Here is a 24,295-nt window from a genome sequence, read left to right as displayed (position 1 = left end):
TTTTTCATTTGTCATAGATTTTTTACTTGAATTTTTACTATCAATTGAAAAATTGTGTTATAATACTTTCAAAATCACTTATTTCAAGGAGAGATTTCTATGCTGAAACTCGCAATATGTGAAGATAATGACATTCAATGCAGACAAATTCATACATTATCCTGTTCTTCTCTTGAAATTCCAGTCGAAATTGATACCTTTTCTTCGGCCACTGATTTTCTCAATCAAATATCCAATGAACAATGCCCTTATCATATTATTCTCATGGATATTGAACTTGGATCTGAATCTGTGTCTGGAATCAAACTTGCTCAGAGAATCAATTTATTAAATCCGAATACACAGATAATTTTTATCAGCCAATATCTGCAATATGCATCTTCTGTTTATGAAACAGATCATATTTATTTTGTTTATAAACAGCAAATGGAAGAATATCTTCCTAAAGCACTTTCTGCTTCCTGCCGCAAACTGAATAAACTCCGTCAACAGTATTTTTGTTTTAATTATCAGTCCCGAGATTACCGTCTCCTTCGATCCGATATTTTTTATATGGAGCGAAAACTACGAAATACTGAAATACATACCAAATCGCAGATTTACTATTGTCGTGAAAAAATTCCGATTCTTATCGAACAATTAAAACCTGATTTTTGTATATGTCATAAAAGTTTTGCGGTCAACATAAATACCATACATACTTTCAGCCATGCTGGCATTGAACTTTCTGATGGAACCCATATTCCTGTAAGCCGAAACTATTACCAGGCAACTAAAGATGCCTTTGCACAATTGTTACTCCAAAATTCAAGTGAGGTTCTGTAATGTTAAAAAACCTGTTATTTGCAATGCTTATTGCTGCATATCATTCAACTATGCCTGTATATTGTTTCATGCAGCTTTTTCCCAGACGAATAAGTTCAAAAGCGAAAGCTTTTGTCCATATTTTAGTTTGTTTTGTTTTACTGTCTTCTTTTCATATGATCAAAGTATATGGGCACAATAACGAAATGACGATGTTAACACAAATAGTCATGTTTCTGAATCTTTTTTCTTTATTCAGAGGCTCCTTTAAAAAAAAGCTGATAGCTTACTTTATCATTCTTTTTACCAGTATATTAACTGAACTTCTGGCACTGAATATTTACATACAAATTTACAACCGGTTTATTCACCAGCATACATATACTGCAATAAATATTTATTCTCTATGCACTTTCCATGAAAAGCTGATCATACAATTGCTCATTTTTTCTTTTGCTTATCTATTTTATAAAAATGTTTTCTCTCTTTTACGGGAATGTATAAATTATCTGAAGTTTACTTTACTGCTGTTTATTATTCTTCCTATTTTCCTGCCCATGATTGCAACAGAATTCCTACAGCATTATAAATTCAGCAACCAGTTTATTCCTGTTATTTTATATATCACTTGCTGCTGTATAAGTTTTCTGTTATTTATACATGGTCTTAAATCCTTAGAACAAGAGCAGATAAATTTCAAACAGAATCTCCATAAAATGGAATTACTGAAAAAACAAATGGAAGTATCAGAAGAAATGAAACAAGAATACATTAAAATCCGCAAATGGAATCATGATATAGAAAACCATCTGTTTTCGTTAGCTTATCTTATAGATATGAAAAAAACAGATGCAGCAGAAAAATATTGTAATTCTGTGTTAAGCAATAACATAGACCATAATAATCATACATCAGTCTGTAAATCACTCAATCAGGAGGATTCCATATTATGACTTTTAAACAAAAAATAATTTTTATTATATCTTTAGCTTTTTTTCAAATATTTTATCTTCTGTCTACTTATACCGGACAATATTTGAATTCATTTTTTTTACTGACCTGTCTGACTGCAACTATCTTATGTTACAATTTATATCAGCTTTTAATGCAACTTTTTACAAGCGAAAAAGTAGAAGCAGAGCTTAATCTGTTAAAAAAGCAACAACTTTTAAACTCTGAACATCTGCTATTAATGAATCAACAGGAAGCCACCTCACTTAAAGCCCAGAAACAATTTTCAAAAAATCTCCAGTCAATACAAAAACTTCTGCATGAAAATGATTGCGAAAATGCACAGAAACTCGTTTACGAGGTCCTTGAAGCTTTCCAGCGTGACCGCTTTCATCCTTATTGCGAAGATAATCTTATTCTTGCCATTCTGGAATCCAAACGACTGTTTGCTCAGCATTTAGGTATCCATACAGACTACAAGATTTTTCTTCCTGAAAAATCAAATATTCAGTCCTCAGATTTATGCAGTGTTTTATTTAACATATTAGATAATGCTATTGAAGCATGCCGTTCTTCTGAATCTGCGGAACCATATCTTTCCCTGTCCTTGACAACCTCTAAAGGATTTATTTCTATCCTGGTTAAAAATAGCAAAAATCCGCAAACGGTATTTGACCATACTACTACAAAAAAAGATTCTTTTAATCACGGATTAGGACTTTCTATTATTGAAGATATCTGCCACAAATATGACGGAAGCTGGCAATGGCATGACTATGGAAATACTTTTGAATCTGTCATTCTTTTGCGCTATTAATAAAACATCTATTTATTTTTCCTGTATTGTTGACGCTTTAATATTATCTGATTATTTTGCATGTATGGCTGTTATTATTTTTCTTTTTAAATTTATTTTTATTATTTTTCAATTTTAGTATTGACAATATCTATTTTATCTGTTATAGTTTAACCATCAAATAAAACAAACGGAAAACAAAAAACTAAATCAAAAAGGAGCGTGAACCCACCGAAAACATAACTTACTTCCCATAATCTAAGAAAGAGAGGTACAGTCCACCAGAAGATTTAAAGATTTTCCATCATAATTAAAACAAGGAGGTACGGACCACCGAGAACGTAAATTTTAATTCCGTATAAGTTTTAAATCTAAGAAATGAGAGGTATATTCCATTGGATAATGAAAATTAAAAGAGTCATCGGCAGAAGAGATCAATCGCTGATGACTCTTATTTTTTGCTTATTTTGACCTCTGTCTCACAGGCATGATCTCATGATCTTCTGCTTTCATATCTTCTTCTTTGTGTTCATAAACATATTAATAACTCCATTTTCTCTGAGGTTCCCATGAAACAAAAACACATCTACCGTCTTATTTTTTTCTTTGTCATGGCTTTTGCTCTTGGCAGTCTTGCAGGAAAGATCTATTCTCATTTTATTTCCGGCTCACAGTCCGACCAGGATTCTGCTGAAAACAGCCAGGCCTCTTCTGTCTCTATGACATTCCAAAACGAGAACTGGGGGCTTGGTTTTCAGGAAGAAGGCAAACAGCCCACAGGAAATGCTTCTATTGAAGAATTGAAAAAATACAATGCCTGGTATGCAGCCGATACCGATGAGAAAAAAATCTATCTTACCTTTGACGCAGGCTATGACAATGGAAATATGCCTGCCATTCTGAATGCCTTACATAAGCACCAGGTGCATGCCACATTTTTTGTTGTGGGAACCCTGATCCGGGAAAAACCGGAACTGATCCGTGAGATCGTAGATGCAGGCCATACCGTAGGAAACCACACCATGACACACCCGGATATGTCCGGTATCTCCACAAAGGACGCCTTTCAGAAACAGCTTGAGGATGTGGAGGCCCTTTATAAGGAAGCCACCGGAAAAGAAATGACAAAATTTTACCGGCCGCCCCAGGGCATCTACAGCACGGAAAATTTAGAGATGGCAAAAGAGCTGGGATATCACACCTTTTTCTGGAGTCTGGCCTATGTGGACTGGTATCAGGATAATCAGCCTTCAAAAGAAGAAGCTTTTGAAAAGCTTCTGGGACGGATCCATCCGGGTGCCATCGTGCTGCTGCATAGCACCTCTTCCACCAATGCATCCATCCTGGATGAGCTGCTGACAAAATGGGAAGAGATGGGATATACCTTCGGAACATTAGAAGAACTTGTGACATCGGAATCCGCCTGAAAAAAGCACACATGATCCATGCATTCTCAGTACCATCAACACGGATCTTCCCGCTTTTGGATTTTCCAGATAAGCGCACAAAAAATCTGCCCCGGGACTATGTTCTCATATGTTCCGAAGCAGATTTTTCTGTGCTATTGATTATAGAAGGTGTTCTTCTTATTTAATTGTCGTATTTACTGGACAGCCTTGAATGCCTCATCAAGATCCTGGATGATGTCATCGATATTCTCAGTTCCGATGGAAAGACGGATCGTGTTTGGCTTGATTCCCTGATCAAGAAGCTCTTCCTCTGTGCACTGGCTGTGTGTTGTAGTAGCCGGATGGATAACAAGGGATTTCACATCTGCAACGTTTGCAAGAAGTGAGAACAGCTCAAGGTTATCAATGAAATCCTTTGCCTTCTGTGCGTCTCCCTTGATCTCGAATGTAAAGATGGAGCCACCACCGTTAGGGAAATATTTCTTATAAAGCTCCTGCTGGCTTGGATCTGTGGACACAGACGGATGATGAACCTTCTCTACCTGCGGATGATCATTCAGATACTGTACAACCTTCAGTGCGTTCTCAACATGACGCTCTACACGAAGAGACAGTGTCTCAAGTCCCTGAAGGAAGATGAAGGAGCTTACCGGAGAAATTGTTGCTCCTGTATCACGGAGAAGGATCGCACGGATCTTTGTAACAAATGCAGCCGGTCCGCATGCCTTTGTGAAGCTTACGCCGTGATAGCTTGGATTTGGCTCTGTAAGAGATGCAAATTTACCGGATGCCTCCCAGTCGAACTTACCACTCTCTACGATCACACCACCAATAGTAGTTCCGTGGCCACCGATGAATTTTGTTGCGGAATGAACAACGATATCTGCGCCGTACTCAATCGGTCTTACGAGGTATGGTGTTGCAAATGTATTATCTACAACAAGCGGAATTTTATGTTTGTGAGCGATTTTTGCAAGAGCCTCAATATCTACAACATCAGAATTTGGGTTTCCAAGAGTCTCAATATAAACAGCTTTTGTGTTCTCCTGGATCGCATTCTCCACTTCCTCGAGATTAAATACATCAACAAATGTTGTTGTGATTCCGTATGCCGGAAGCGTATGCTCCAGAAGGTTTGTTGTACCGCCGTAAATATTTTTGGCTGCTACAATGTGATCTCCCTGCTGTGCAAGGTTCTCGATCGTGTATGTGATAGCTGCTGCACCGGATGCTACTGCAAGTGCTGCCGAACCACCCTCAAGTGCTGCGATCCTCTTCTCGAATACGTCCTCTGTCGGGTTTGTAAGACGTCCGTAAATGTTACCGGCATCTGCAAGTCCGAAACGTGCTGCTGCATGATCGCAGTTGCGGAATACATAGGAAGAAGTCTGGTAGATCGGTACTGCTCTTGCATCTGTAACCGGATCCGGCTGTTCCTGTCCTACGTGAAGCTGTAATGTCTCAAATTTGAATTTTCTCTGATCTCTTGTAATTTTGCTCATGTGTTTGTCCTCTTTTCTTTTATTCTTATATTCGGTAAAATAGTAATTTCTTATCTTATAATCATCTGCTTATCAGCGACAACAACACATTCGCTTTTCTTCGATAAACACCTTTGTTGACTTCTGTAAAACCTTCATGATTTCCTCCTGATCATCACGTTGCTCACCTTGTTTTGTGTGCTCCGTTTTTTGATGATGCAATCATATCACCCTTTTCCTAGTATGTCAATGGGGTTTATCTATTTAGGTTCTCACCTTTATTTATGACTGGCTATAGATTTTATTTATAACGCCACCGCCTACAACCTCATCTCCGTCATACATCACTACAGCCTGGCCTTTTGTGATGGCTCTCTGCGGTTCATCAAATTTCACATGAAGGATGCCATCCGGTGTCTGCCATGCAGTGGCAGGCTGCTCTTTGTGACGGTAACGGATCTTGGCAGTCACTCTTTTCGGCTCAGTTAAGCTGTCCACAGAGATCAGATTTACATTGTCTGCCTCCAGTTCACTGCTGAAAAGATCTTCGTTGTCCCCGAGAACTACCGTATTGGTCTTCGGAGAGATCTCACAGACATAAAGACGGCTGGCCGCCGGAATGCCAAGACCACGGCGCTGGCCGATCGTATAATGGATGATTCCCTTATGACGTCCGATATAGTTTCCCTCTTTATCTACAAAATCACCCTCCGGCGTTTTTTTGCCTGTGTACTTCTCAATAAATTTCGCATAATCGCCGTCCGGTACAAAACAGATATCCTGACTGTCATGCTTTCTGGCATTGATAAAGCCATGTTTTTCGGCAATGACACGAACCTGGTCCTTCCGGAGACCTCCAAGCGGAAGCTTTACATGTGCCAGCTGTTCCTGGGTCAGCATATAGAGAACGTATGACTGATCCTTTGTATCGTCCACTGCTTTTTTCAGAAGGTAGCGGTCCCGTTTCTCATCGTACTCCACTCTTGCATAATGTCCGGTTACAATATAATCGTAGCCGATCTCCTGCATACGGTGGAACATTTTATCAAATTTCAGATATCGGTTACAGTCGATACATGGATTAGGGGTGCAGCCGTTTTCGTAGGCATCTACAAACCTGTCCATAACCTCTGTATGGAAATCTGCGGTAAAATTAAACACGTAATAAGGCATATCCATCTGATAGGCTACGCTTCTGGCATCCTCAACATCGTCCAGGGAACAGCAGGTCTTTTCCCTGTGGACACCGATATCTTCGTTGTTGTAAAGTTTCATGGTAGCGCCGATGCACTCGTCACCGGATTCCTTTGTCAAAAGAGCTGCCACGGAGCTGTCTACACCGCCGCTCATTGCTATGATCGCTTTTTTCATTTATATCTTAACCTTTCCTGATGATTGATGATTTCTCAGCTTTGCAGCCTGTATTCTCTTACGGTTACTGCAATTTCGCATTTATTATAATATGGCAGATATCCTTTGTCCACGATTTTTCACCCGGAACCTTTGCTTTGCTTCTTTCCCGCAGGCTCTCTTTGGTATATAATAGAAAATATTTTTCAGAAAAGGATGTGACTATATGAAGCTTTCCCTGTTTTCCACGCTGCGGGGATACCGGAAAGAATACCTTCTCAAAGATATTTTTTCCGGTATCATCATCGCCGCAGTTTCCATTCCTATCTCCATGGGATATGCCCAGATTTCCGGAATTCCGGCGGTATACGGACTGTATGGTTCTGTTCTGCCAATCCTGCTGTTTGCGCTCTTTTCCACTTCAAGGCAGTTTATCTTCGGCGTTGACGCGGCACCTGCTGCCATTGTAGGCGGCGCGCTGTCTACCCTTGGCATTGCCGCGGAATCGGAAGCTGCCATGGATTATGTCCCTGCCATTGCACTTTTTGCAGGCCTGTGGCTGTTTGTGTTCTTCCTGCTCCATGCGGATAAGATCGTAGATTTCATCTCCACACCGGTAATGGGTGGTTTTATCAGCGGTATCGCAGTCACCATCATCCTGATGCAGATCCCGAAACTGATGGGAAGCCCGGCAGGTTCCGGTGAACTTCTGGAGCTGGCAGAACATATCTTCGCTGCCGCAAAAAATATCAGCTGGCTTTCCCTCTGCATGGGACTTGGTGCGCTGATACTGATCCGCATATTCAAAAAACTGGCGCCGAAATTCCCCATGGCCATCGCGATCATGGCCCTGGGTGTTCTCTCCACCGTTGTTTTTCATGTGGATGAAAAGGGCGTTGTGCTTTTGCAGTCTGTAGAACGCGGCCTCCCTTCCCTGGTGATCCCGGATTTCGGAAATGTTGATCTGACCCAGGCAGCAGGCCGCGGCCTTATGGTTGCCGTTGTCATTATGGCGGAAACCCTTCTTGCAGAAAACACTTTCGCCTTTCGCAATGACTATAAACTGAACGACCGACAGGAGATCCTGGCCTGTGCAGCAGGAAACATTGCGGCTGCCGCTGTGGGATGCTGTCCGGTAAACGGCAGTATTTCCCGTACCTCCCTCAATGAACAGTACGGAGGAAAATCTCAGGCAGTTTCCATCACTGCTGGGATCACCATGGCTCTGATCCTTCTTTTTGGCACCGGATTTATCGGATATCTTCCGGTTCCTGTGTTGACAGCCATTGTGATCTCTGCTCTGATGGATGTAGTGGAAACCCATCTGGCTGTACGTCTTTTCAAGGTGAGCCGCACAGAATTTTACATTTTTATGGCTGCCGGTTTCAGCGTGCTCTGTCTTGGAACGATCTACGGCGTTATCATCGGCATCCTGCTCTCTTTCGTAGCTGTGATCCTGAAGGCCACCAACCCGCCGCGCTCCTTCCGTGGTATGATTCCTGGAAGAGACGCTTATTTTGATCTGTCCAAAAACCGTTTCGCCTACCCTATTAAGGGCGTCGTGATCTACCGTTTCAGTGAAAACCTGTTTTTTGCAAATATAAAGATTTTTCAGGAAGATATTGAGAACAGCATCCGAAAAGACACCAGGGTAGTGATCGTAGATGCCAGTGCTATCAACAGCATTGATGTCACAGCAGCAGACCGTCTGGATGCCATCTCCGCAAGCCTGAAAAAACGTGGGATCCGTTTTTACCTCACAGAGCATTCCACCCAGATCAATGACCAGCTGCGTCAGTTCGGCATCGGCCATATGATCAAGGACGGTATGGTCCGCCGTACCATTCTTGCCGCCTTACATGACGCAGGGATCGAAGCTCCTTATGAACTGGATGTTCCAAAGGAGGACGAGGCAAAACTTCTCCGCCGCAGCATCGCCTTTCTCCCGGCAGAAGAAGAAAATACCCTGGAAGAGTTCGCCTGGGCTTTTGGTGATGATGCAGTAAAAGAGATCGAGGAATCTGTCCATCACATTATCGAACAGTTACATCAGATCCCGGATATTGAACGTCTCTCCGAAGAAGGTCTGGAAGAACTTCTGAATAACTGGCATGGCCTGGGGCTTCTGGATGAAGATGAACTTCTCCGAAGGATTGAGTTACATATGGACGAACTGCCGGAAGAGCTGACTTCCGACCGGAGACTGATCCTTCAGCTTCTGGAAAAACGCCGTGGCAAACTAAAAGAAAAAATCCTGGCCGAACACCCGGAAGTTCTGGAACGGCTGGAACAGCGCAGAAAGAAACTGGAAGAACGGCTGGAGAAACAGAATCCGGAAGCCGTTCAGAAGTGGAAACACTGGAAAGAGGAACATCTCAAAGACTGATTTTTGCACACATTCCTTTTGCGGATCCATGATCAGCTTTCATGATTTCCCGCATATTCCTCACAGACATTGATAAATTCCTGCATCACAGCAGAAGGCCTGCGGTCTTTTTTCCAGGCAAGAAGGATCCTAGTCGTAAGCTTCTCTTCTTCGATGATCCGGATGGGAAGATCTGTACAGAGGTCTTCCATGGATCTTGGAAAAACGGCAGTGGCAAGGCCTTCCTGCACCCAGAGCATGGCATCTCTGGGATCGTCGCAGACACAGAAAATATCCGGCTGGAGATTTTTTTCTCCAAAGGCTTTCATCAGAAATTCTTCGTATCGCCGGTAAATAATAAGAGGGCGTCCAGTCAGTTTCTTAAGGCTGATGCCCTCTTTTTTTGTCCTGTTTTCCGGGAATGCCGGGGGAAGGACTGCGATCATGGGTTCTTCCGAAAGCTCCAGATAATTTAATCCCTCCAGCTTGATAGGTGTCCGCACCACAGAGACATCAATGATCCCATCCATAAGATAGTTCAGAAGTGTGAAGGTAATGGCATCCCGCACCTCAAAGTTTACATCGGAATTTTCCCTGGAAAATCTGGAAATATAAGGCATAATGGTGGTTACTGTGGTGGGCGTGATCCCGATACGTAAGACCTGCTTTTTCCCTGCCTTGGATACTTCCAGCTCTGTGGAACGGACATAATTTAAAATATTCTCCGTCCTGTCATAAAGAAGCTTTCCCGCTTCTGTCAGTGTCACCCCTGCCCTGGTCCGCTCAAAAAGCTTCACATTCAGCTCTGCTTCCAGCTGTTTGATCTGGTAGCTTAAGGGCGGCTGGGACATATTCAGTCTTCTTGCAGCTTCATGGATACTTCCCGTTGCCGCAATCTCATGAAAATATTCCAACTGTCTGATCTCCATATCCTTCTCCTTTTAATTGCATATAATAATTTCTGTAATTTCCGCATTCCGTTCCCGGATGATCCACATCAAACACGCTCTGTCTCTGTTCAAACAAACGGATATCTGCAATCTGCATACTAATGATTTTTTCATTTTTGCAGATACTATCATTATCTTCCCATAAACTCACGTTTTCTTCAATACAAATTTTATATTATAATACATCAAAAACAATATTATACGTATCATCCCTAAGGGAGTATAATAACAGAGGTTTATTGTAATAAAAAGGAAATGGAGGAAAGAAAAAGAAATGCGAACACTCGCAAAATATCTTCGAAACTACAAAAAAGAAAGCATTCTGGCTCCTTTTTTCAAGTTTCTGGAAGTTGTGTTTGACCTGCTGGTGCCTATCGTCATCGCCCAGATCATTGATGTGGGTATTGCCCATAACGATCACGGCTACATCGTACAGAAATTCTTTATCCTGATACTGATGGCAGCCGCAGGACTGGCAGTCAGCATCACAGCCCAGTTTTTTGCAGCAAAAGCCAGCGTAGGTTTTGCCACAGAAGTACGTCAGGCAGTTTTTGACCATATCCAGAAGCTTTCCTATACAGAGCTGGATACCCTTGGAACCGATACCCTGATCACCCGTCTGACCGACGACGTAAACCAGGTACAGAACGGTGTAAACATGGGCCTTCGTCTTCTTCTTCGAAGCCCGTTTATTGTTTTCGGTGCCATGGTGATGGCCTTTACCATCAACGTGCGCTGTGCACTGATCTTCGTAGTTGCCATCCCGGTACTGTTCCTGGTTGTCTTTGTGATCATGTTCTTAAGTATCCCTCTTTTTAAAAAAGTACAGGGACGCCTGGATACTGTCACACGCCTTACCAGAGAAAATCTGACCGGTGTCCGTGTGATCCGTGCATTCTGCCGGGAAGATCACGCAGTTGCAGAGTTTGACGAAAGCAACCTTGCTCTCACAAAACTGAATGAATTTGTGGGAAAAATCTCCGCACTTTTAAATCCGGCCACCTATGTACTAATCAATATCGCAACCGTAATCCTGATCCAGACTGCAGGTGTACAGGTCAATCTGGGAAACATGCAGCAGGGTGAAGTCGTTGCCCTTTACAACTACATGGCACAGATGATCGTGGAGCTGATCAAACTTGCTTCCCTGATCATTACCCTGAACAAATCCATGGCCTGTGCAGACCGTGTTGCCGGAATCCTGAAAGTAGATTCCACCATGGCCTACCCGAAGAAAACTTCCGCACCGGTAGCTGCAAAGAACGACTGTGCCGTTGCTTTTGACCATGTGACCTTCTCCTATGCAGGAACCGGCGCGCCCAGCCTTTCGGACATTACTTTTTCCGCAAAAAAAGGCTCTACCATCGGAATCATCGGCGGTACCGGAAGCGGTAAATCCACCCTTGTGGATCTGATCGCACGTTTCTATGACGCAAGTTCCGGAACCGTTACCCTGGACGGCCAGAATGTACAGACCTATTCTCAGAATGAGCTCCGGGAAAAAATCGGCGTGGTTCCTCAGAAGGCAGCACTTTTTCAGGGAACCATCCGCGAGAACTTAAGCTGGGGACGGGAAGACGCCACAGATGAGGAAATGTGGGAGGCTCTTACCACTGCCCAGGCCCGTGAGATTGTGGAGAAAAAAGATGGCCAGCTGGATTTTAAGCTGGAACAGAACGGCCGGAACCTTTCCGGTGGCCAGCGCCAGAGACTTACCATTGCCCGCGCCCTTGTGAAAAAGCCGGAGATCTTGATCCTGGACGACAGTGCCAGTGCTCTTGACTTTGCCACAGATGCGGCACTTCGGAAATCTCTCCACCAGCTTGGCGGAAACACCACCACTTTCCTGGTATCCCAGAGAGCAGCCAGTATCCGTCAGGCCGATCTGATCCTGGTACTGGACGACGGCCAGCTCGCCGGAAAAGGAACCCACCAGGAGCTTGTTTCCACCTGTGAAACTTACCGTGAGATCTTTTTCTCACAGTTCCCGGAAGAACGGATCAAATATGAAAAAGCAACCGGAAAGGAGGTCCTGGCATGAGTAAAACATACAAAAAATCCCAGAACAAAAACAGCATGGCAACCTTCTTCAAGGTGCTCCGCTTTATCGGAAAATACCGTTTCCTTCTTGTCTTAAGTGTAATCCTTGCCGCAGTTACCGTAATTTTGCAGCTGTATGTTCCCGTACTTTTCGGCTATGCCATTGATGAGGTGGTTGCTGCCCATGAAGTTGATTTTGGCAGAATGGGATTCTATCTTTCCCGTATTCTTGTCATGATCGTGCTTTCCGGTATTGCCACCTGGATCATGAGCATCATCAACAACCGTATGACCTACCGCACAGTACAGGATATCCGCGCGAAATCCATCCGCCATATCCAGAAACTTCCGCTGTCCTACCTGGACGGACACAGCACCGGTGATATCATCAGCCGTGTCATTGCGGATACAGATATTCTTTCCGATGGTATGCTCCTTGGATTTACACAGCTGTTTTCCGGTATCATCACCATCATCGGAACTTTGATCTTCATGTTTTCCAAAAACGTGTGGATCACACTGATGGTCATTGTCCTGACACCGGTGAGCTTTTTTGTGGCAAAATTCATCTCCTCCCATTCCTTCCAGATGTTCCGTGCACAGAGTGATGCCCGTGGACGTCAGACTGCACTGATCGAGGAAATGATCGGAAATCAGAAAGTGGTTCAGGCATTTGGCTATGAGAACCGTTCTTCGGAGCGTTTCGCTTCGATCAACGAGGAGCTTCGAAATGCCAGCCAGAAAGCTGTTTTTTACAGCAGTCTCACCAACCCGTCCACACGATGTGTCAACAACATCATCTATGCAGGTGTAGCTCTTGTAGGTGCATTCCTGATCCCGGGCGGTCATCTGACGGTAGGTGGGCTTTCCGTCCTGTTGGCCTATGCTAACCAGTACATGAAACCATTTAATGATATCAGCTCCGTGATTACAGAGCTTCAGAACGCTCTGGCCTGCGCTACCAGGATCTTTGACCTTCTGGAAGAAAAACCGGAAAGCCCGGACCTGTCCGGAACTCTTGATGATGTAAAAGGTGCCGTAGATATCCAGAATGTTTCTTTCCGCTACGAAGAGGACAAACCTCTCATTGAAGGATTTAACCTTCACACAGAGCCTGGCCGACGAATCGCCATCGTAGGTCCTACCGGCTGTGGTAAGACAACTTTTATCAACCTGCTAATGCGTTTCTACGACGTCACCGGCGGAAGTATCTCCGTAGACGGAAAACCGATCACCGAAGTTTCCAGACATGCCCTCCGCGGAAGCTATGGCATGGTTCTCCAGGATACTTGGATCAAACATGGAACTGTCCGCGACAACATCTGTATCGGAAAGCCGGATGCTTCTGATGAGGAAGTGATCCAGGCAGCAAAAATGTCCCACAGCTGGGAATTTATCCGCCGTCTTCCAAATGGCCTGGATACCATTCTCTATGAAGACAGCTTAAGCCAGGGACAGAAACAGCTTCTCTGTATCACCCGTGTCATGCTGTGCCTGCCACCAATGCTGATCCTTGACGAGGCAACCTCCAGCATTGATACACGAACCGAAATGCTGATCCAGGAAGCTTTCGACCGGATGATGCAGGGCAGAACAAGCTTCATCGTTGCCCACCGTCTCTCTACCATCCGTAATGCGGATGAGATCCTTGTCATGAAAGACGGAAGCATCATTGAGCAGGGAAATCATGAGGAACTTATGGCAAAAGGCGGATTCTATCAGAATCTTTATAACAGCCAGTTTGTGAAAGTTTCTGAATAAAATATCAAATTTATAAAATTCAAAAATCTCCGGATCACAGTTTTTCTGTGCCGGAGATTTTTTTATACCATTTTGTTCTATTTATATTTTGACCGGAGGAGCCACTTCTGGTCGATCACTTTCAGATCTTCTCCAAAACGGATATGAAGCCTTACAGAGCCTGGAAGCTGTTCTACATGCTCAATATTTCCGGTTCCGAATTTCGGATGGCTCACATCCTCTCCGATCTCATAGCGCACAATGCTGTTCCGGGTATTTTCATGCTGCTGTTTTCTCCGGTAAGTATCCCTCACCGTTACTGTCCGGTCATGGATCGGGCTTCGGAGTTTTTTCTCATAGTCATGTTTCATCAGGGCTTCCCCTGCCTTATAATATGGCGTTGGCGCCGCGCCGGTCAGGGAACAGCAGTATTTCCAGGCACTTCCGTGGGTTCCGTGCTGCCACTGATACTCTGTGGGAATGTGAAAATTATGCTGCATATAATGGGCATATTCATGTTTGTAAAGATCCAGCCTGTCCTCTTTTTTCAGAGGATTTTTTACCGCATAGCCGATAAACAGCAGGGAAAAATGAAAATGCTCTTTTTCGTGGTAACTGCCTCTTGTATACGATCCAAGAAGGTCCGGCTCCATACCAAAAGTAATGGGGATCTTCGCTCCATTGAGATGAAATTTTTTATCAAATTCCGCATAAAGGCTGCGGATCTGGGCTGTAAGTACCGGAATCTCTTTTTGCAGAGCCTGTGCAAGTGCCTGGTCGATCATTATTTACAACTCCTCTATATTTTTAAAATACAAACTCTAGTAATATAGCACTTTCTCCCGGAATTGTAAACATCTCCTGAATGTATTTTGCCGGCAGTTATTAAGAACTGCCGGCAATACCCCTTATTTTTATCTCAGGCACAAATCTTCTTTACGCCAATTTCCAGCTGGCTGCCTCTTCTCTTGCATGGATAAAATCTGCATAAAGACCGCTCTGGGCGGAAAGTTCCTCGTGGGTTCCTCTCTGAGTGATCTTTCCTCCGTTTAATACCAGGATCTGGTCCGCATTTCGGACTGTTTTCAGTCTGTGGGCGATCATGATAATGGTCTTGTTATGAATCAGCACATCGATTGCCTTCTGCAGCTCCGCCTCATTTTCCGGGTCCACACTTGCAGTTGCCTCATCCAGGATAATGATCGGCGCATCTTTCAGCATGGCTCTTGCAATGGAAATCCGCTGTTTCTCGCCGCCGGAAAGAGTTCCACCACCTTCTCCGAGAACCGTATCATAACCCTCCGGAAGGGACATGATAAAATCGTGACAGCAGGCAGCTTTTGCGGCTTCCACCACTTCCTCATGGGTGGCATCCTGTTTTCCGAAGCGGATGTTATTTTCGATGGTGTCATTAAAAAGATATACATCCTGGAATACCATGGAAATATTTTTCATCAGGCTGTCCAGCTTGTATTCCTTTACATTGTGGCCGCCTACCAGGATCTCTCCGCCCTGTACATCCCAGAATCTGGCGATCAGATTGCAGAGCGTAGTTTTTCCGCCGCCGGAAGGTCCTACTACCGCAGTGGTGCTTCCTGCCGGGATCTGGATGGAAACGCCATCCAGGATCTTACGGTCACCATAAGAGAAACTTACGTTTTTAAATTCCACAGATGCATCTTCCGGACGGATTTCACTGCCGTGGGTATCCATCGTCGGTGTGTCATCAATAGAATTTGCTTTCCGCATGGATTCCCCAAGCATCTGCAGATTGTCGGACATATTTCCTGCATTTTCCAGCTCCTGATATACCATAAAGGAAGCGATCAGCATCAGGATACATCTGGAAAGATCCAGGCTTCCACTGTAATAAAATACAAGACTTGCCACTGCCAGCGCCGCGCCAAATACCTTTGCAGTTACCTGTCGGATACCGATCCACGGTGTCACAGATCTTGTCAGAGCCAGCGCTTTTTTGCAGCTGTCATCCACTGCCCTGGCTGCTGCCTGATCGTTATCTTTTTCCAGACCATAGGATTTTACCACGCTCATGCCCTGCACATATTCCAGAACAGATTTTACCAGTCCTTCCTGCGCCTGCTGTCTTCCAGGGCCTGTTTTTGCGGTTGCTGCCGTGGAGCATTCTGTTACTGCAAGGTAAACCAGAATACCAATAATAGCGATCACTCCAAGACGCACATCGATCACAAACAGCGCCAGACAGAAAGCCAGAGTATTTAAAAATCCTCCGATCACAATGACCAGACATCTGGACGCATTGTTTTCCACATCCGAAAGTGTAGTAGTAACAACTGCTGTGATATTTCCGAGGCTGTTGTCATTAAAAAATCCCATTGGGATATAGCGCAGACGGTCTCCGATATGGACTCTTTTCTCTGCTGCCATAAAATATCCGGTTTCTGTCTCCGCATTGGTCGCATAGTAAAAGCAGGCCTGCCTTCCCAGCATGGAGATCAGCATTACTGCAAATACCGGAAGAATATGTGCTTCTTTCCCACCTACGATGATATCCAGCGTCATCATCAGCGCCAGAAACTGCAGTGCTCCAAAGACCGCTCCGATAAAGGAAACGATCATGGCTTTTGTAAAAAGTTTTTTCTTTTTGCCTGAAAAGGCGATGATTTCTTTTAATATCCGGATCATTTCTCTTTCCCCCTTATGCCACGTCGCGGACACCCAGATAGGAATTCCACATCTTGCTGTACAGCGGGCAGTTTTCTTTCAACTGCTCATGGGTTCCCTGTGCCTCAATATGACCATCCTGAACCACTACAATGTTGTCCGCATCGGTGATGGTTCCCAGACGGTGCGCGATCACGATCAGTGTCTTCCCTTTTGTCAGTGCGGAGATGGCCTTCTGGATCATGGCCTCATTTTCCGGGTCAATGCTTGCGGTGGCCTCATCCAGGATCACGATCTTCGAGTTTTTCAGCATGGCTCTTGCAATGGAGATCCGCTGCTTCTCTCCTCCGGAAAGATGTCCGCCGCCTTCGCCGCAGATGGTATCATATCCTTTATCCAGCTTCCGGATAAAACCGTCACATCCGGCAGCTTTTGCCACTGCCTCCACTTCCGCATCTGTGGCATTTAATTTTCCCATACGGATATTGTCACGGATGGTACGGTCAAACAGGTAATTATCCTGGGAAACATAGGCGATCTCCTGATTCAGCTGATCCAGAGGGATCTCTTTGATATCTTTTCCCCCAAGGGTAATGTTTCCTTCGGTTACATCCCAGAAACCTGCGATCAGTTTTGCAATGGTGGATTTTCCGGAACCGGATGGTCCGACCAGTGCGGTAACTGTTCCCGGGTTGATGGTAAGGTTTACGCCTTTCAGCACTTTTTCATCCTGGTTACCATAGCTGAAGGATACCTGTTTCAGACAGATCTTCTCATCAGAAAGAGAAGTTTTTCCCTCCGGACGGTTCAGTTCCGGGCTGTCCAGGATACCGTTGATTTCTTTTACGTTGGCACCCACAATGGCAAGCTCATCCACAAAGGACAAAGCCGCCAGAAACGGGCCCGCAAATCCCATGGAAAGGACAATAATGGTGAAAAAATCCGAAGCGGAAAGGCTGCCGTGAGACCACAGAAGAAGTCCTACAGGCAGCACGGTGATCAGGACGGACGGCGTCCAGGTCTGCATGGTGGACATATATTTCTGGTTGTCATGCATCCAGTCCACATAATACTGTGCGTTCTCTTCCACTGCTCCGGAATATTTTTTATAGGATCCGGCGGACTGGCTGAAGGCTTTTACTACCTGGATCCCGCCTACATACTCGATGATGGCATTTGCCATACGTTTTCCTACTGCAACTGCTCCTTCCCAGCGGACTGCATAGGTTTTTCCGCTCTGGCTCATGATGGCCATACCGATCACAGTTGTGACAAGGGAAGCAAATCCCATTCTCCAGTCCAGTGCAAAAATATATACTGCAATGGCAACCGGTACCAGAAGGTTGGCTGTCATCTCCGGGATCAGATGGGCCAGCGTGGGCTCCATCCCTTCCACACGGTCTACGATGGTTGTTTTATACTGTCCGGATGGAGTATCCAGAATGGTTCCCATTGGCACTCTGGAAAGCTTGGCCAGCATTTTTTTACGGATATCCCGCAGAGTATAGTAGGTTGCTGTATGGGACATGGACGTGGACCATGCAGAACCCACAGACTTCACCAGATAACCGATCAGAAGAAGACCGCACCATGGCAGGCACTGGCTGAAATCTCCATTTTCCAGAAGAATGCGTATCATCGCCGCAATACTGAAATACGCAGCCATGGTTCCTGCCACACCAAGTACAGCCAGAACTACTGAACCATAAAATTTACTGTGATATTTTTCTGCCCATCCCCATACGACGGATATTGGAGATGGTTCTTTCTTTTTTTCCATATGTATCAACTCCTTTTTGCAGATATCAGATAATTAAACTGACTTCCACTACACTCTTCTGCTTTGTCACGATCCGCTGATTCCCAGTAACCGGAACCATCCGGCAGAATAAAATTCCCGCAGGCTGTTCATATAGGAAATGGCTTTTTCCCTGGGCATATCGTGACGTACCGTTTCAAACATGCCGTTAAACATGCTGCTCGCCACCATATGGATCAGATTCTCATCCAGTTCTTCCGGCTGATAACCCGCCTCTTTCATTTTTTCCATAAGGACAATGCTGGAATTAACCTCGATCTCTGTGAGTACGTCCAGATAATGTTCATAACGGGTTCCTGCAGAACAGCATACGATCAGTTTAAATGCATCAAAATGATCATAAATATATTCCACCATCCAGGAATGACCTTCATCAGACACCTCCGGAAGTGTCTGCACCTGGTCCTTCACCGGCTGATCTGCAAAGTTTCTCTGGATCGCCCGGTATCTCTCTTCCAGCACTCTGGCCGGTTCTTCCACCAGTACATCAAACAGAGATTCCTTGTCTGTATAATAGCGGTACAGTGCTCCTGTGGTCACAGACAGTCTGGATGCGATCCCACGCATGGAAGCTCCCTGAAATCCTTTTTCCAGAAATTCCTGCTTTCCTGCTTCCAGAAGATCTGCTGCCAGTTTCTCATTTACAGGTCTCATATGATTGTCTCCTTTATTCAATAACGCCGTTATTTAATAACAATGTTATTTTAAGATAACTTTCTTTGTTTGTCAATTGGTTAAGTTAAATAAAACTATCTTTTTTCAAAAATTTCCAGATTTACGAATGGCATGCCAAAAGCAGCTGCTCTCTGCACAGAAATCAATTCTGTACAAAAAACAACTGCTTCATAAATTTACTATATCTTTCTGTTCCATCATTAGCGTAGCATAATTCTCTACGCATCCGAAACCTAATGTCACTGTTGTATTTAACATCTGGCTTTTTTTACAGACTTTTCGTCAAGCGGATATTCGCAATCCGCTTCGCTACGTAGCTCTACACCAAATAACTCCTCCTGATACAAGCAAGTCCCCACCCACTGCTTATTGCTTTTCGCAATTGAAGCAGGGGACTTACTTGATTTGGTTAAACATCCAGCTCTTTTCTTACATCCGGGAACATTTCCACACATCGTTTCAGGATTCCCTGCATGTAAGCAATGGCAATTCCATAATTGGTAATGGGGATTTCCTGGTCCAACGCACATTTCTGACGGTAGCGCATTTCCCGCTCGTTGAGCATACATCCACCGCAGTGCACGATCAAGTTGTACTTCGTCACATCTTCCGGGAAATCTCTTCCTGAAGAATACTCAAATTCCAGATCTTTCCCCGTATAATTTCGGATCCAGCGTGGAAGCTTGACTGTTCCGATATCATCACACTGTCTATGATGGGTGCATCCCTCAGAGATCAGGATTTTATCTCCGTCTTTCAGTCGGTCAATGGCTGCTGCCCCGGCTGCCGCTGTTTTCAGATTTCCCTTAAATCTGGCAAACAGGATTGAAAACGAAGTAAGCCAGATATCCTCCGGTGTTTCTTTGCTGACCTTTGCAAAAACCTGGCTGTCTGTGATCACAAGTTTTGGTTTCTTGCCCAGGGTTTTCAGGGTATTGGAAAGTTCGTTTTCTTTGATGACAATGGCTGCTGCTCCGGCTTCCAGCACATCACGGATGGTCTGCTGCTGCGGAAGGATCAGGCGGCCTTTTGGCGCGGCTTTATCAATCGGTACTACAAGAACCGCAAAGTCTGACGGCTCCAGAAGATCTCCTACCAGACGTAATTTCAGATCATCGGTTACTGCCAGAGAGGTGATCTTTTCTTTCAGTTCGTAGATGTTCTGACCTGTAGCCGCACTGGCGTAAATAAAGGGTTCCTGAGTTATCGTATCCGCTTTCTGATCTGGTTTTTCATGGGAAAGTCCCTCTTTTTTCTCCGGAGAATCCTCACTTATTTTCCGGTTCTCCGGCAGAAGATCCGATTTGTTGTATATAACCAGGTACGGAATTTCCTTCTCTTTAAAAATGTGGATCAGTTCCTCATCCACGCTGGTTTTTCCAAGGGTGGCATCCACAACAAGAACTGCCACATCCACACGGTTCAGTACCTGTTTTGCCTTTCGGACTCGAAGTTCTCCAAGATGTCCTTCATCATCAATACCCGGCGTATCAATAATTACAACCGGTCCCATTGGAAGCAGCTCCATGGCCTTGCTCACCGGATCCGTGGTAGTTCCTTTAACATCGGAAACCACAGCAAGTTCCTGACCTGTCACTTTATTTACAATACTGGATTTTCCTGCATTTCTTCTGCCAAAAAAACCGATATGTACACGGTCTGCTGACGGTGTTTCATTCATTCCCATAATTTTTCCTCTTTTCTTTCAGCATCAGACAGGTCCTCATCCATTCCTGTTCTCATCCACCTGTTTCATATTTCATAAGATCATTCGACCTTTGCTCCCGGCATTATCTGTTGATGTGCAAAAGCTTACGCCTCTGTTCCTGCCCTCTGCTTATTGCTTTTCGCAATTGAAGCAGGGGACTTACTTGATTTGGTTAAACGATCTCAGAATAATCAATTTTTCTGTCTTTAAAATAATATTCTTTATCCCGCTCATTCATTTCTCTCAGCACCCTGCATGGATTACCGACTGCAACCACATTGGAAGGCAGATCCTTCGTTACTATACTTCCGGCCCCAACTACAACATTATCACCAATAGTAACTCCCGGTAACACAACAACTCCAGATCCCAGCCAGCAGTTCTTACCGATATGAACTTCCATATTATACTGATATCCTTTTTCACGAAGCTCCGGTAAGATCGGGTGCCCCGCAGTTACGATGGTCACATTTGGACCGATCATGGTATAATCGCCAACATAAATATGACCGTCATCTACCAGTGTCAGGTTAAAGTTGGCATAGACATTTTTTCCAAAATGGACATATGCACCTGCCATATTGGCGTGAAGCGGTGGCTCGATATAACAATCTTCACCAATCTCCGCAAACATCTCTTTCAGCATTTCTTTTATCCAGCTGTGTAGGGCGTGTCATATTGAAATCATAAAGCCTGTCCAGTTTCCTGATCTGATCCTGAAAGATTTCATCGTCATTAGGGAGATATAATTCTCCTGTATGCATTTTTTCTCTCATTGGGCGCATGGCAGCTCCTCCTTTTTGTATGTTTTTTACAAAAAATGATATATGGATTATGTTATCATATCGTATATTTACATACAAGCATGAAATTTCTGAATAATCCGAAGTTTTTTCGTGAATCTGTTATGTTCATATATGATCTGTAGCTTCATCTGCTGTTTCTTTTATAACAAAAAGTAATGATCAGGACGGGATTTTCCAGGCATGTCAAGCGGATATTCGCAATCCGCTTCGCTACGTGGCTCTACACCAAATAACTGCTCCGCAGTTTATCAGGAGGAGCTTGCACTCCTCCTGATACAAGCAAGTCCCCACCCACTGCTTATTGCTTTTCGCAACCCCGCAGGGGACTTACTTGATTTGGTTAAAGAGTTTGGAATATTATAAAAAAAGTCTCTTCCAGAAGGCAGGTTTTTCAATCCTTTCTTCTTAAAGAGACTTTTTTGTTTCCATAAATATTATTTATTTCAATGCAGCTCCAGCTTTAAAAGCATCGCCCACCTTTTCGCCAAGACGGATATATGCGTTGTTAAACGGATCAAACGTGATTGGTGCAGCTTTTGCTACATCTACATTTCCGTTTTTGTCCAGAACACGTTCGTCCACGCTGACATTTACGATCTCACCAACCAGACGGCAGGTTTCTTTGTCGTAGCTTTTCAGTTTACATTCTACACAGATGGGAAGCTCTTTGATGATGGGGGCATCTACTTTTTCGGACTTTTCTGCTGTAAATCCGGCTTTTGCAAATTTATCCGGCTCTTTGTTTCCGGAAACAATTCCCACATAATCGCAGGCTGTCATATGATCCACATCTGCCATGCTCACTGTGAAAGCACCTTTTTTCAGGATATTTTCGGTTGTTTTGTGATTTTCGCTGACGCAGATGGAAATTTCCTTATCATCACTGATTCCGCCCCAGGCAGCATTCATAACGTCCGGTTTGCCATCCTCGCCATATGTGGCGATCATTAATACTGGCTGTGGATAGGTATAAGGTTTTGCACCAAAATCTTTTCTCATGACTGTTTCTCTCCTTTATATTCGTTATTGTTGTTATTTTTTATGAATTCCCGCACAAGCTGCAGGCCTCCTAATGGAACACAGAATTTATCTCTGTGCTGTCTGCACTGCTGATACGTTTCTTCCAGATCAAACCACTGTACCTCTTCTACTTCTTCTTTCTGAAGTGTAAGACGATCGATCTCTACCGGATGATCGTAGATATAAACAAAGGCAATCTCTTCATCCCGGAACATTTTTCCATGAAATTCTTTGGCAAAAGATATCGGGAATTTTCCTGCAAACTGCAGATCTTCTGGCACTGCATGTATCCCCAGTTCTTCCTTTAGTTCCCGCAATGCTGATTCCAACGGTTCATCCCCTGCCTGTATGTGGCCTGCAGATGAAGTATCAAATTTTCCTGGAAAAGAATCCTTGTTTCTGGATCTTTTTTGAAGAAGGATCTCTGTTCTTCCATTTTTCCGGCGGATGATCCAGATATGCGCAGTGCGATGGCGGATTCCCTCTGCATGGGCAATGCTCCGTTCTACGGTCTTTCCGGTGGGATTTCCGTTTTCATCTATGATATCAAATATTTCCATTCTTATCTGTCTGCTTCTTTCTCTTATAATTATTCTTAAGTGAATCAGATGATTTTTTATCTGATTACCAAAATGTCTGGGAACTGACAAAATTTACTATAGTATATATTTTAACATGATTTGAAAACAGTTTCCAGTCTGTTGTCGGAAAACCGGCATCTGTATTGCCTGTTTTTCTTTTCTTTGCTATGATATTTCTAACCACAATAATTATTTGACGGGAGGTTGATTTTATGTATTGTATTTCTTTTAATGATATCATTGAACTAAATGGACTACTTAAAGATCAGGGACTTCATTTTCGCATTCATCTTCGTGATGCTTGTGGAAAACAATCCTGTTGGATCGAACCGCTTGGGAATTGTGCATGTGAAGGACATTTTGATGAAATGTATCAGGTTCTGGAGAATTTTTTTGCAGGAAAAAGAGCCTCGATCGAGTATGATGAGAGTAAACTGAATTTCTGGATTTTGTCTGCAGATTGAGGATTCGCCATCCCGCAGGAGACTTGCCCGATTCAGTTAAAACAGATATTATGTGAAAATATAAATATGCCTGTAAACAGCACTCTGTTTACAGGCATAAAAAAACTCCCCCTGTTGGACTCGAACCAACGACACTGCGGTTAACAGCCGCATGCTCTACCGACTGAGCTAAGGAGGATTATTTATTAAGGTTTGTACCTTAAAAACTACATACATGTGTTTGTTGATGGTTAATCGTTTTTGTTGAATCAAATTTAACCTGCGTGCCGATTTGCCTTTTTTCACGGGCTCGCAGCTTGCGCTGCATCGCCTGTTCTTTTAGGCTACTCCAGCGGGGGTCATCTCACGACTCCGTCGTTCGATGTCATTTGCTTCGCAAATGTTCAAGTCAGCTAATGCTCATACGTCCACAAGCAAGCTTGCTCCCGTATGACCCTTACCTGCCTTGCCCGCTTCCTCGGCTGGTTGGTCAAGCCCTCACCCGATTAGTAACAGTCAGCTCCATGTGTTACCACACTTCCACCTCTGCCCTATCTACCTCGTCGTCTTCAAGGGGGTTTACTTCATAAGAATGGGATATCTCATCTTGAGGGGGGCTTCACGCTTAGATGCCTTCAGCGTTTATCCCTTCCGGACTTGGCTACCCGGCCATGGCTTTGGCAAGCCAACCGGTCCACCAGCGGTCCGTCCATC

18 protein-coding genes, 1 tRNA gene, 1 rRNA gene and 1 pseudogene are annotated in these 24,295 nt (G+C 44.2%); 8 read left to right on the top strand and 13 right to left on the bottom strand.

Features of this window, described 5'->3' with window-relative positions; translation table 11 throughout:
- Positions 1-99 precede the first annotated feature (99 nt).
- The 4 genes from NCY57_RS14405 to NCY57_RS14390 all read left to right on the top strand — a co-directional run bounded on the left by NCY57_RS14405 (position 100) and on the right by NCY57_RS14390 (position 3,978).
- A complete protein-coding gene (locus tag NCY57_RS14405; RefSeq protein WP_059086381.1) occupies positions 100-825 on the top strand; it encodes a LytR/AlgR family response regulator transcription factor in 726 nt (241 codons plus the stop codon).
- Positions 825-1,757 carry a hypothetical protein gene (locus NCY57_RS14400; protein ID WP_059086382.1) on the top strand — a complete coding sequence of 311 codons (933 nt, stop codon included), beginning with the start codon at positions 825-827 and terminating at the stop codon, positions 1,755-1,757. Before NCY57_RS14405 ends, NCY57_RS14400 begins: the two co-directional genes overlap by 1 nt.
- Positions 1,754-2,572, top strand: a complete 819-nt coding sequence (locus NCY57_RS14395; RefSeq protein ID WP_118609087.1) for a sensor histidine kinase — start codon at positions 1,754-1,756, stop codon at positions 2,570-2,572. The genes NCY57_RS14400 and NCY57_RS14395 overlap by 4 nt, the downstream gene beginning before the upstream one ends.
- Positions 2,573-3,120: 548 nt before the next feature.
- Positions 3,121-3,978 carry a polysaccharide deacetylase family protein gene (locus NCY57_RS14390; protein WP_118609088.1) on the top strand — a complete coding sequence of 286 codons (858 nt, stop codon included), beginning with the start codon at positions 3,121-3,123 and terminating at the stop codon, positions 3,976-3,978.
- A gap of 176 nt (positions 3,979-4,154) precedes the next feature.
- On the opposite strand, the gene NCY57_RS14385 is transcribed toward NCY57_RS14390, so the two are convergent.
- Together NCY57_RS14385 and mnmA are read right to left on the bottom strand one after the other, a co-directional pair.
- A complete protein-coding gene (locus NCY57_RS14385) occupies positions 4,155-5,462 on the bottom strand; it encodes an O-acetylhomoserine aminocarboxypropyltransferase/cysteine synthase family protein (protein ID WP_015526804.1) in 1,308 nt (435 codons plus the stop codon).
- 261 nt (positions 5,463-5,723) lie between these two features.
- Positions 5,724-6,812, bottom strand: coding sequence for a tRNA 2-thiouridine(34) synthase MnmA (gene mnmA, locus NCY57_RS14380; RefSeq protein ID WP_022426126.1), 1,089 nt, complete (start codon positions 6,810-6,812; stop codon positions 5,724-5,726).
- Between the two features lie 205 nt (positions 6,813-7,017).
- Here mnmA and NCY57_RS14375 point away from each other — a divergent pair, with 205 nt between their 5' ends.
- Positions 7,018-9,177, top strand: coding sequence for a SulP family inorganic anion transporter (locus NCY57_RS14375; protein ID WP_173739671.1), 2,160 nt, complete (start codon positions 7,018-7,020; stop codon positions 9,175-9,177).
- A 32-nt stretch (positions 9,178-9,209) separates the two neighbouring features.
- Here NCY57_RS14375 and NCY57_RS14370 read toward each other — a convergent pair whose 3' ends face one another.
- Positions 9,210-10,085 carry a LysR family transcriptional regulator gene (locus tag NCY57_RS14370; protein ID WP_021977962.1) on the bottom strand — a complete coding sequence of 292 codons (876 nt, stop codon included), beginning with the start codon at positions 10,083-10,085 and terminating at the stop codon, positions 9,210-9,212.
- A gap of 295 nt (positions 10,086-10,380) precedes the next feature.
- On the opposite strand from NCY57_RS14370, the gene NCY57_RS14365 reads away from it, so the two are divergent.
- A complete protein-coding gene (locus NCY57_RS14365) occupies positions 10,381-12,147 on the top strand; it encodes an ABC transporter ATP-binding protein (protein ID WP_173739670.1) in 1,767 nt (588 codons plus the stop codon).
- Positions 12,144-13,907 carry an ABC transporter ATP-binding protein gene (locus NCY57_RS14360; protein ID WP_173739669.1) on the top strand — a complete coding sequence of 588 codons (1,764 nt, stop codon included), beginning with the start codon at positions 12,144-12,146 and terminating at the stop codon, positions 13,905-13,907. Before NCY57_RS14365 ends, NCY57_RS14360 begins: the two co-directional genes overlap by 4 nt.
- A 77-nt stretch (positions 13,908-13,984) precedes the next feature.
- On the opposite strand, the gene NCY57_RS14355 is transcribed toward NCY57_RS14360, so the two are convergent.
- From NCY57_RS14355 to NCY57_RS14320, 8 genes and pseudogenes are all read right to left on the bottom strand, one after another.
- Positions 13,985-14,671, bottom strand: a complete 687-nt coding sequence (locus tag NCY57_RS14355) for a hypothetical protein (protein WP_173739668.1) — start codon at positions 14,669-14,671, stop codon at positions 13,985-13,987.
- 151 nt (positions 14,672-14,822) lie between these two features.
- Positions 14,823-16,550, bottom strand: a complete 1,728-nt coding sequence (locus NCY57_RS14350) for an ABC transporter ATP-binding protein (protein WP_148448876.1) — start codon at positions 16,548-16,550, stop codon at positions 14,823-14,825.
- 13 nt (positions 16,551-16,563) lie between these two features.
- On the bottom strand, positions 16,564-18,309 hold the full coding sequence (locus NCY57_RS14345; RefSeq protein WP_173739667.1) for an ABC transporter ATP-binding protein: 1,746 nt from the start codon (positions 18,307-18,309) through the stop codon (positions 16,564-16,566).
- 66 nt (positions 18,310-18,375) lie between these two features.
- Entirely contained in the window at positions 18,376-19,002 is a 627-nt protein-coding gene (locus NCY57_RS14340; RefSeq protein ID WP_021977956.1) for a TetR/AcrR family transcriptional regulator, read from the bottom strand.
- Positions 19,003-19,432: 430 nt separating this feature from the next.
- A complete protein-coding gene (gene hydF / locus NCY57_RS14335) occupies positions 19,433-20,710 on the bottom strand; it encodes a [FeFe] hydrogenase H-cluster maturation GTPase HydF (RefSeq protein ID WP_173739666.1) in 1,278 nt (425 codons plus the stop codon).
- Positions 20,711-20,903: 193 nt separating this feature from the next.
- Positions 20,904-21,516, bottom strand: a pseudogene (locus NCY57_RS14330) (sugar O-acetyltransferase).
- A gap of 459 nt (positions 21,517-21,975) precedes the next feature.
- Positions 21,976-22,536 (bottom strand): flavin reductase family protein, encoded by a 561-nt coding sequence (locus NCY57_RS14325; RefSeq protein ID WP_173739665.1) that lies wholly within the window; start codon positions 22,534-22,536, stop codon positions 21,976-21,978.
- Positions 22,533-23,117, bottom strand: coding sequence for an NUDIX hydrolase (locus NCY57_RS14320; RefSeq protein ID WP_021977952.1), 585 nt, complete (start codon positions 23,115-23,117; stop codon positions 22,533-22,535). Before NCY57_RS14320 ends, NCY57_RS14325 begins: the two co-directional genes overlap by 4 nt.
- A 233-nt stretch (positions 23,118-23,350) precedes the next feature.
- Between NCY57_RS14320 and NCY57_RS14315 the strand changes: the two genes are divergently transcribed.
- On the top strand, positions 23,351-23,602 hold the full coding sequence (locus NCY57_RS14315; RefSeq protein ID WP_021977951.1) for an RDAC family protein: 252 nt from the start codon (positions 23,351-23,353) through the stop codon (positions 23,600-23,602).
- 105 nt (positions 23,603-23,707) lie between these two features.
- Here the strand turns inward: NCY57_RS14315 and NCY57_RS14310 are convergent.
- A tRNA-Asn gene (locus NCY57_RS14310) sits at positions 23,708-23,780 on the bottom strand.
- 287 nt (positions 23,781-24,067) lie between these two features.
- Positions 24,068-24,295: ribosomal RNA gene (locus NCY57_RS14305) — 23S ribosomal RNA — on the bottom strand; the annotation flags it as partial.

The organism is Blautia sp. MB18-30 (assembly GCF_023669475.1).
Lineage (GTDB): Bacteria > Bacillota > Clostridia > Lachnospirales > Lachnospiraceae > Blautia_A > Blautia_A fusiformis.
This window is presented reverse-complemented; position numbering and strand designations above follow the sequence as displayed.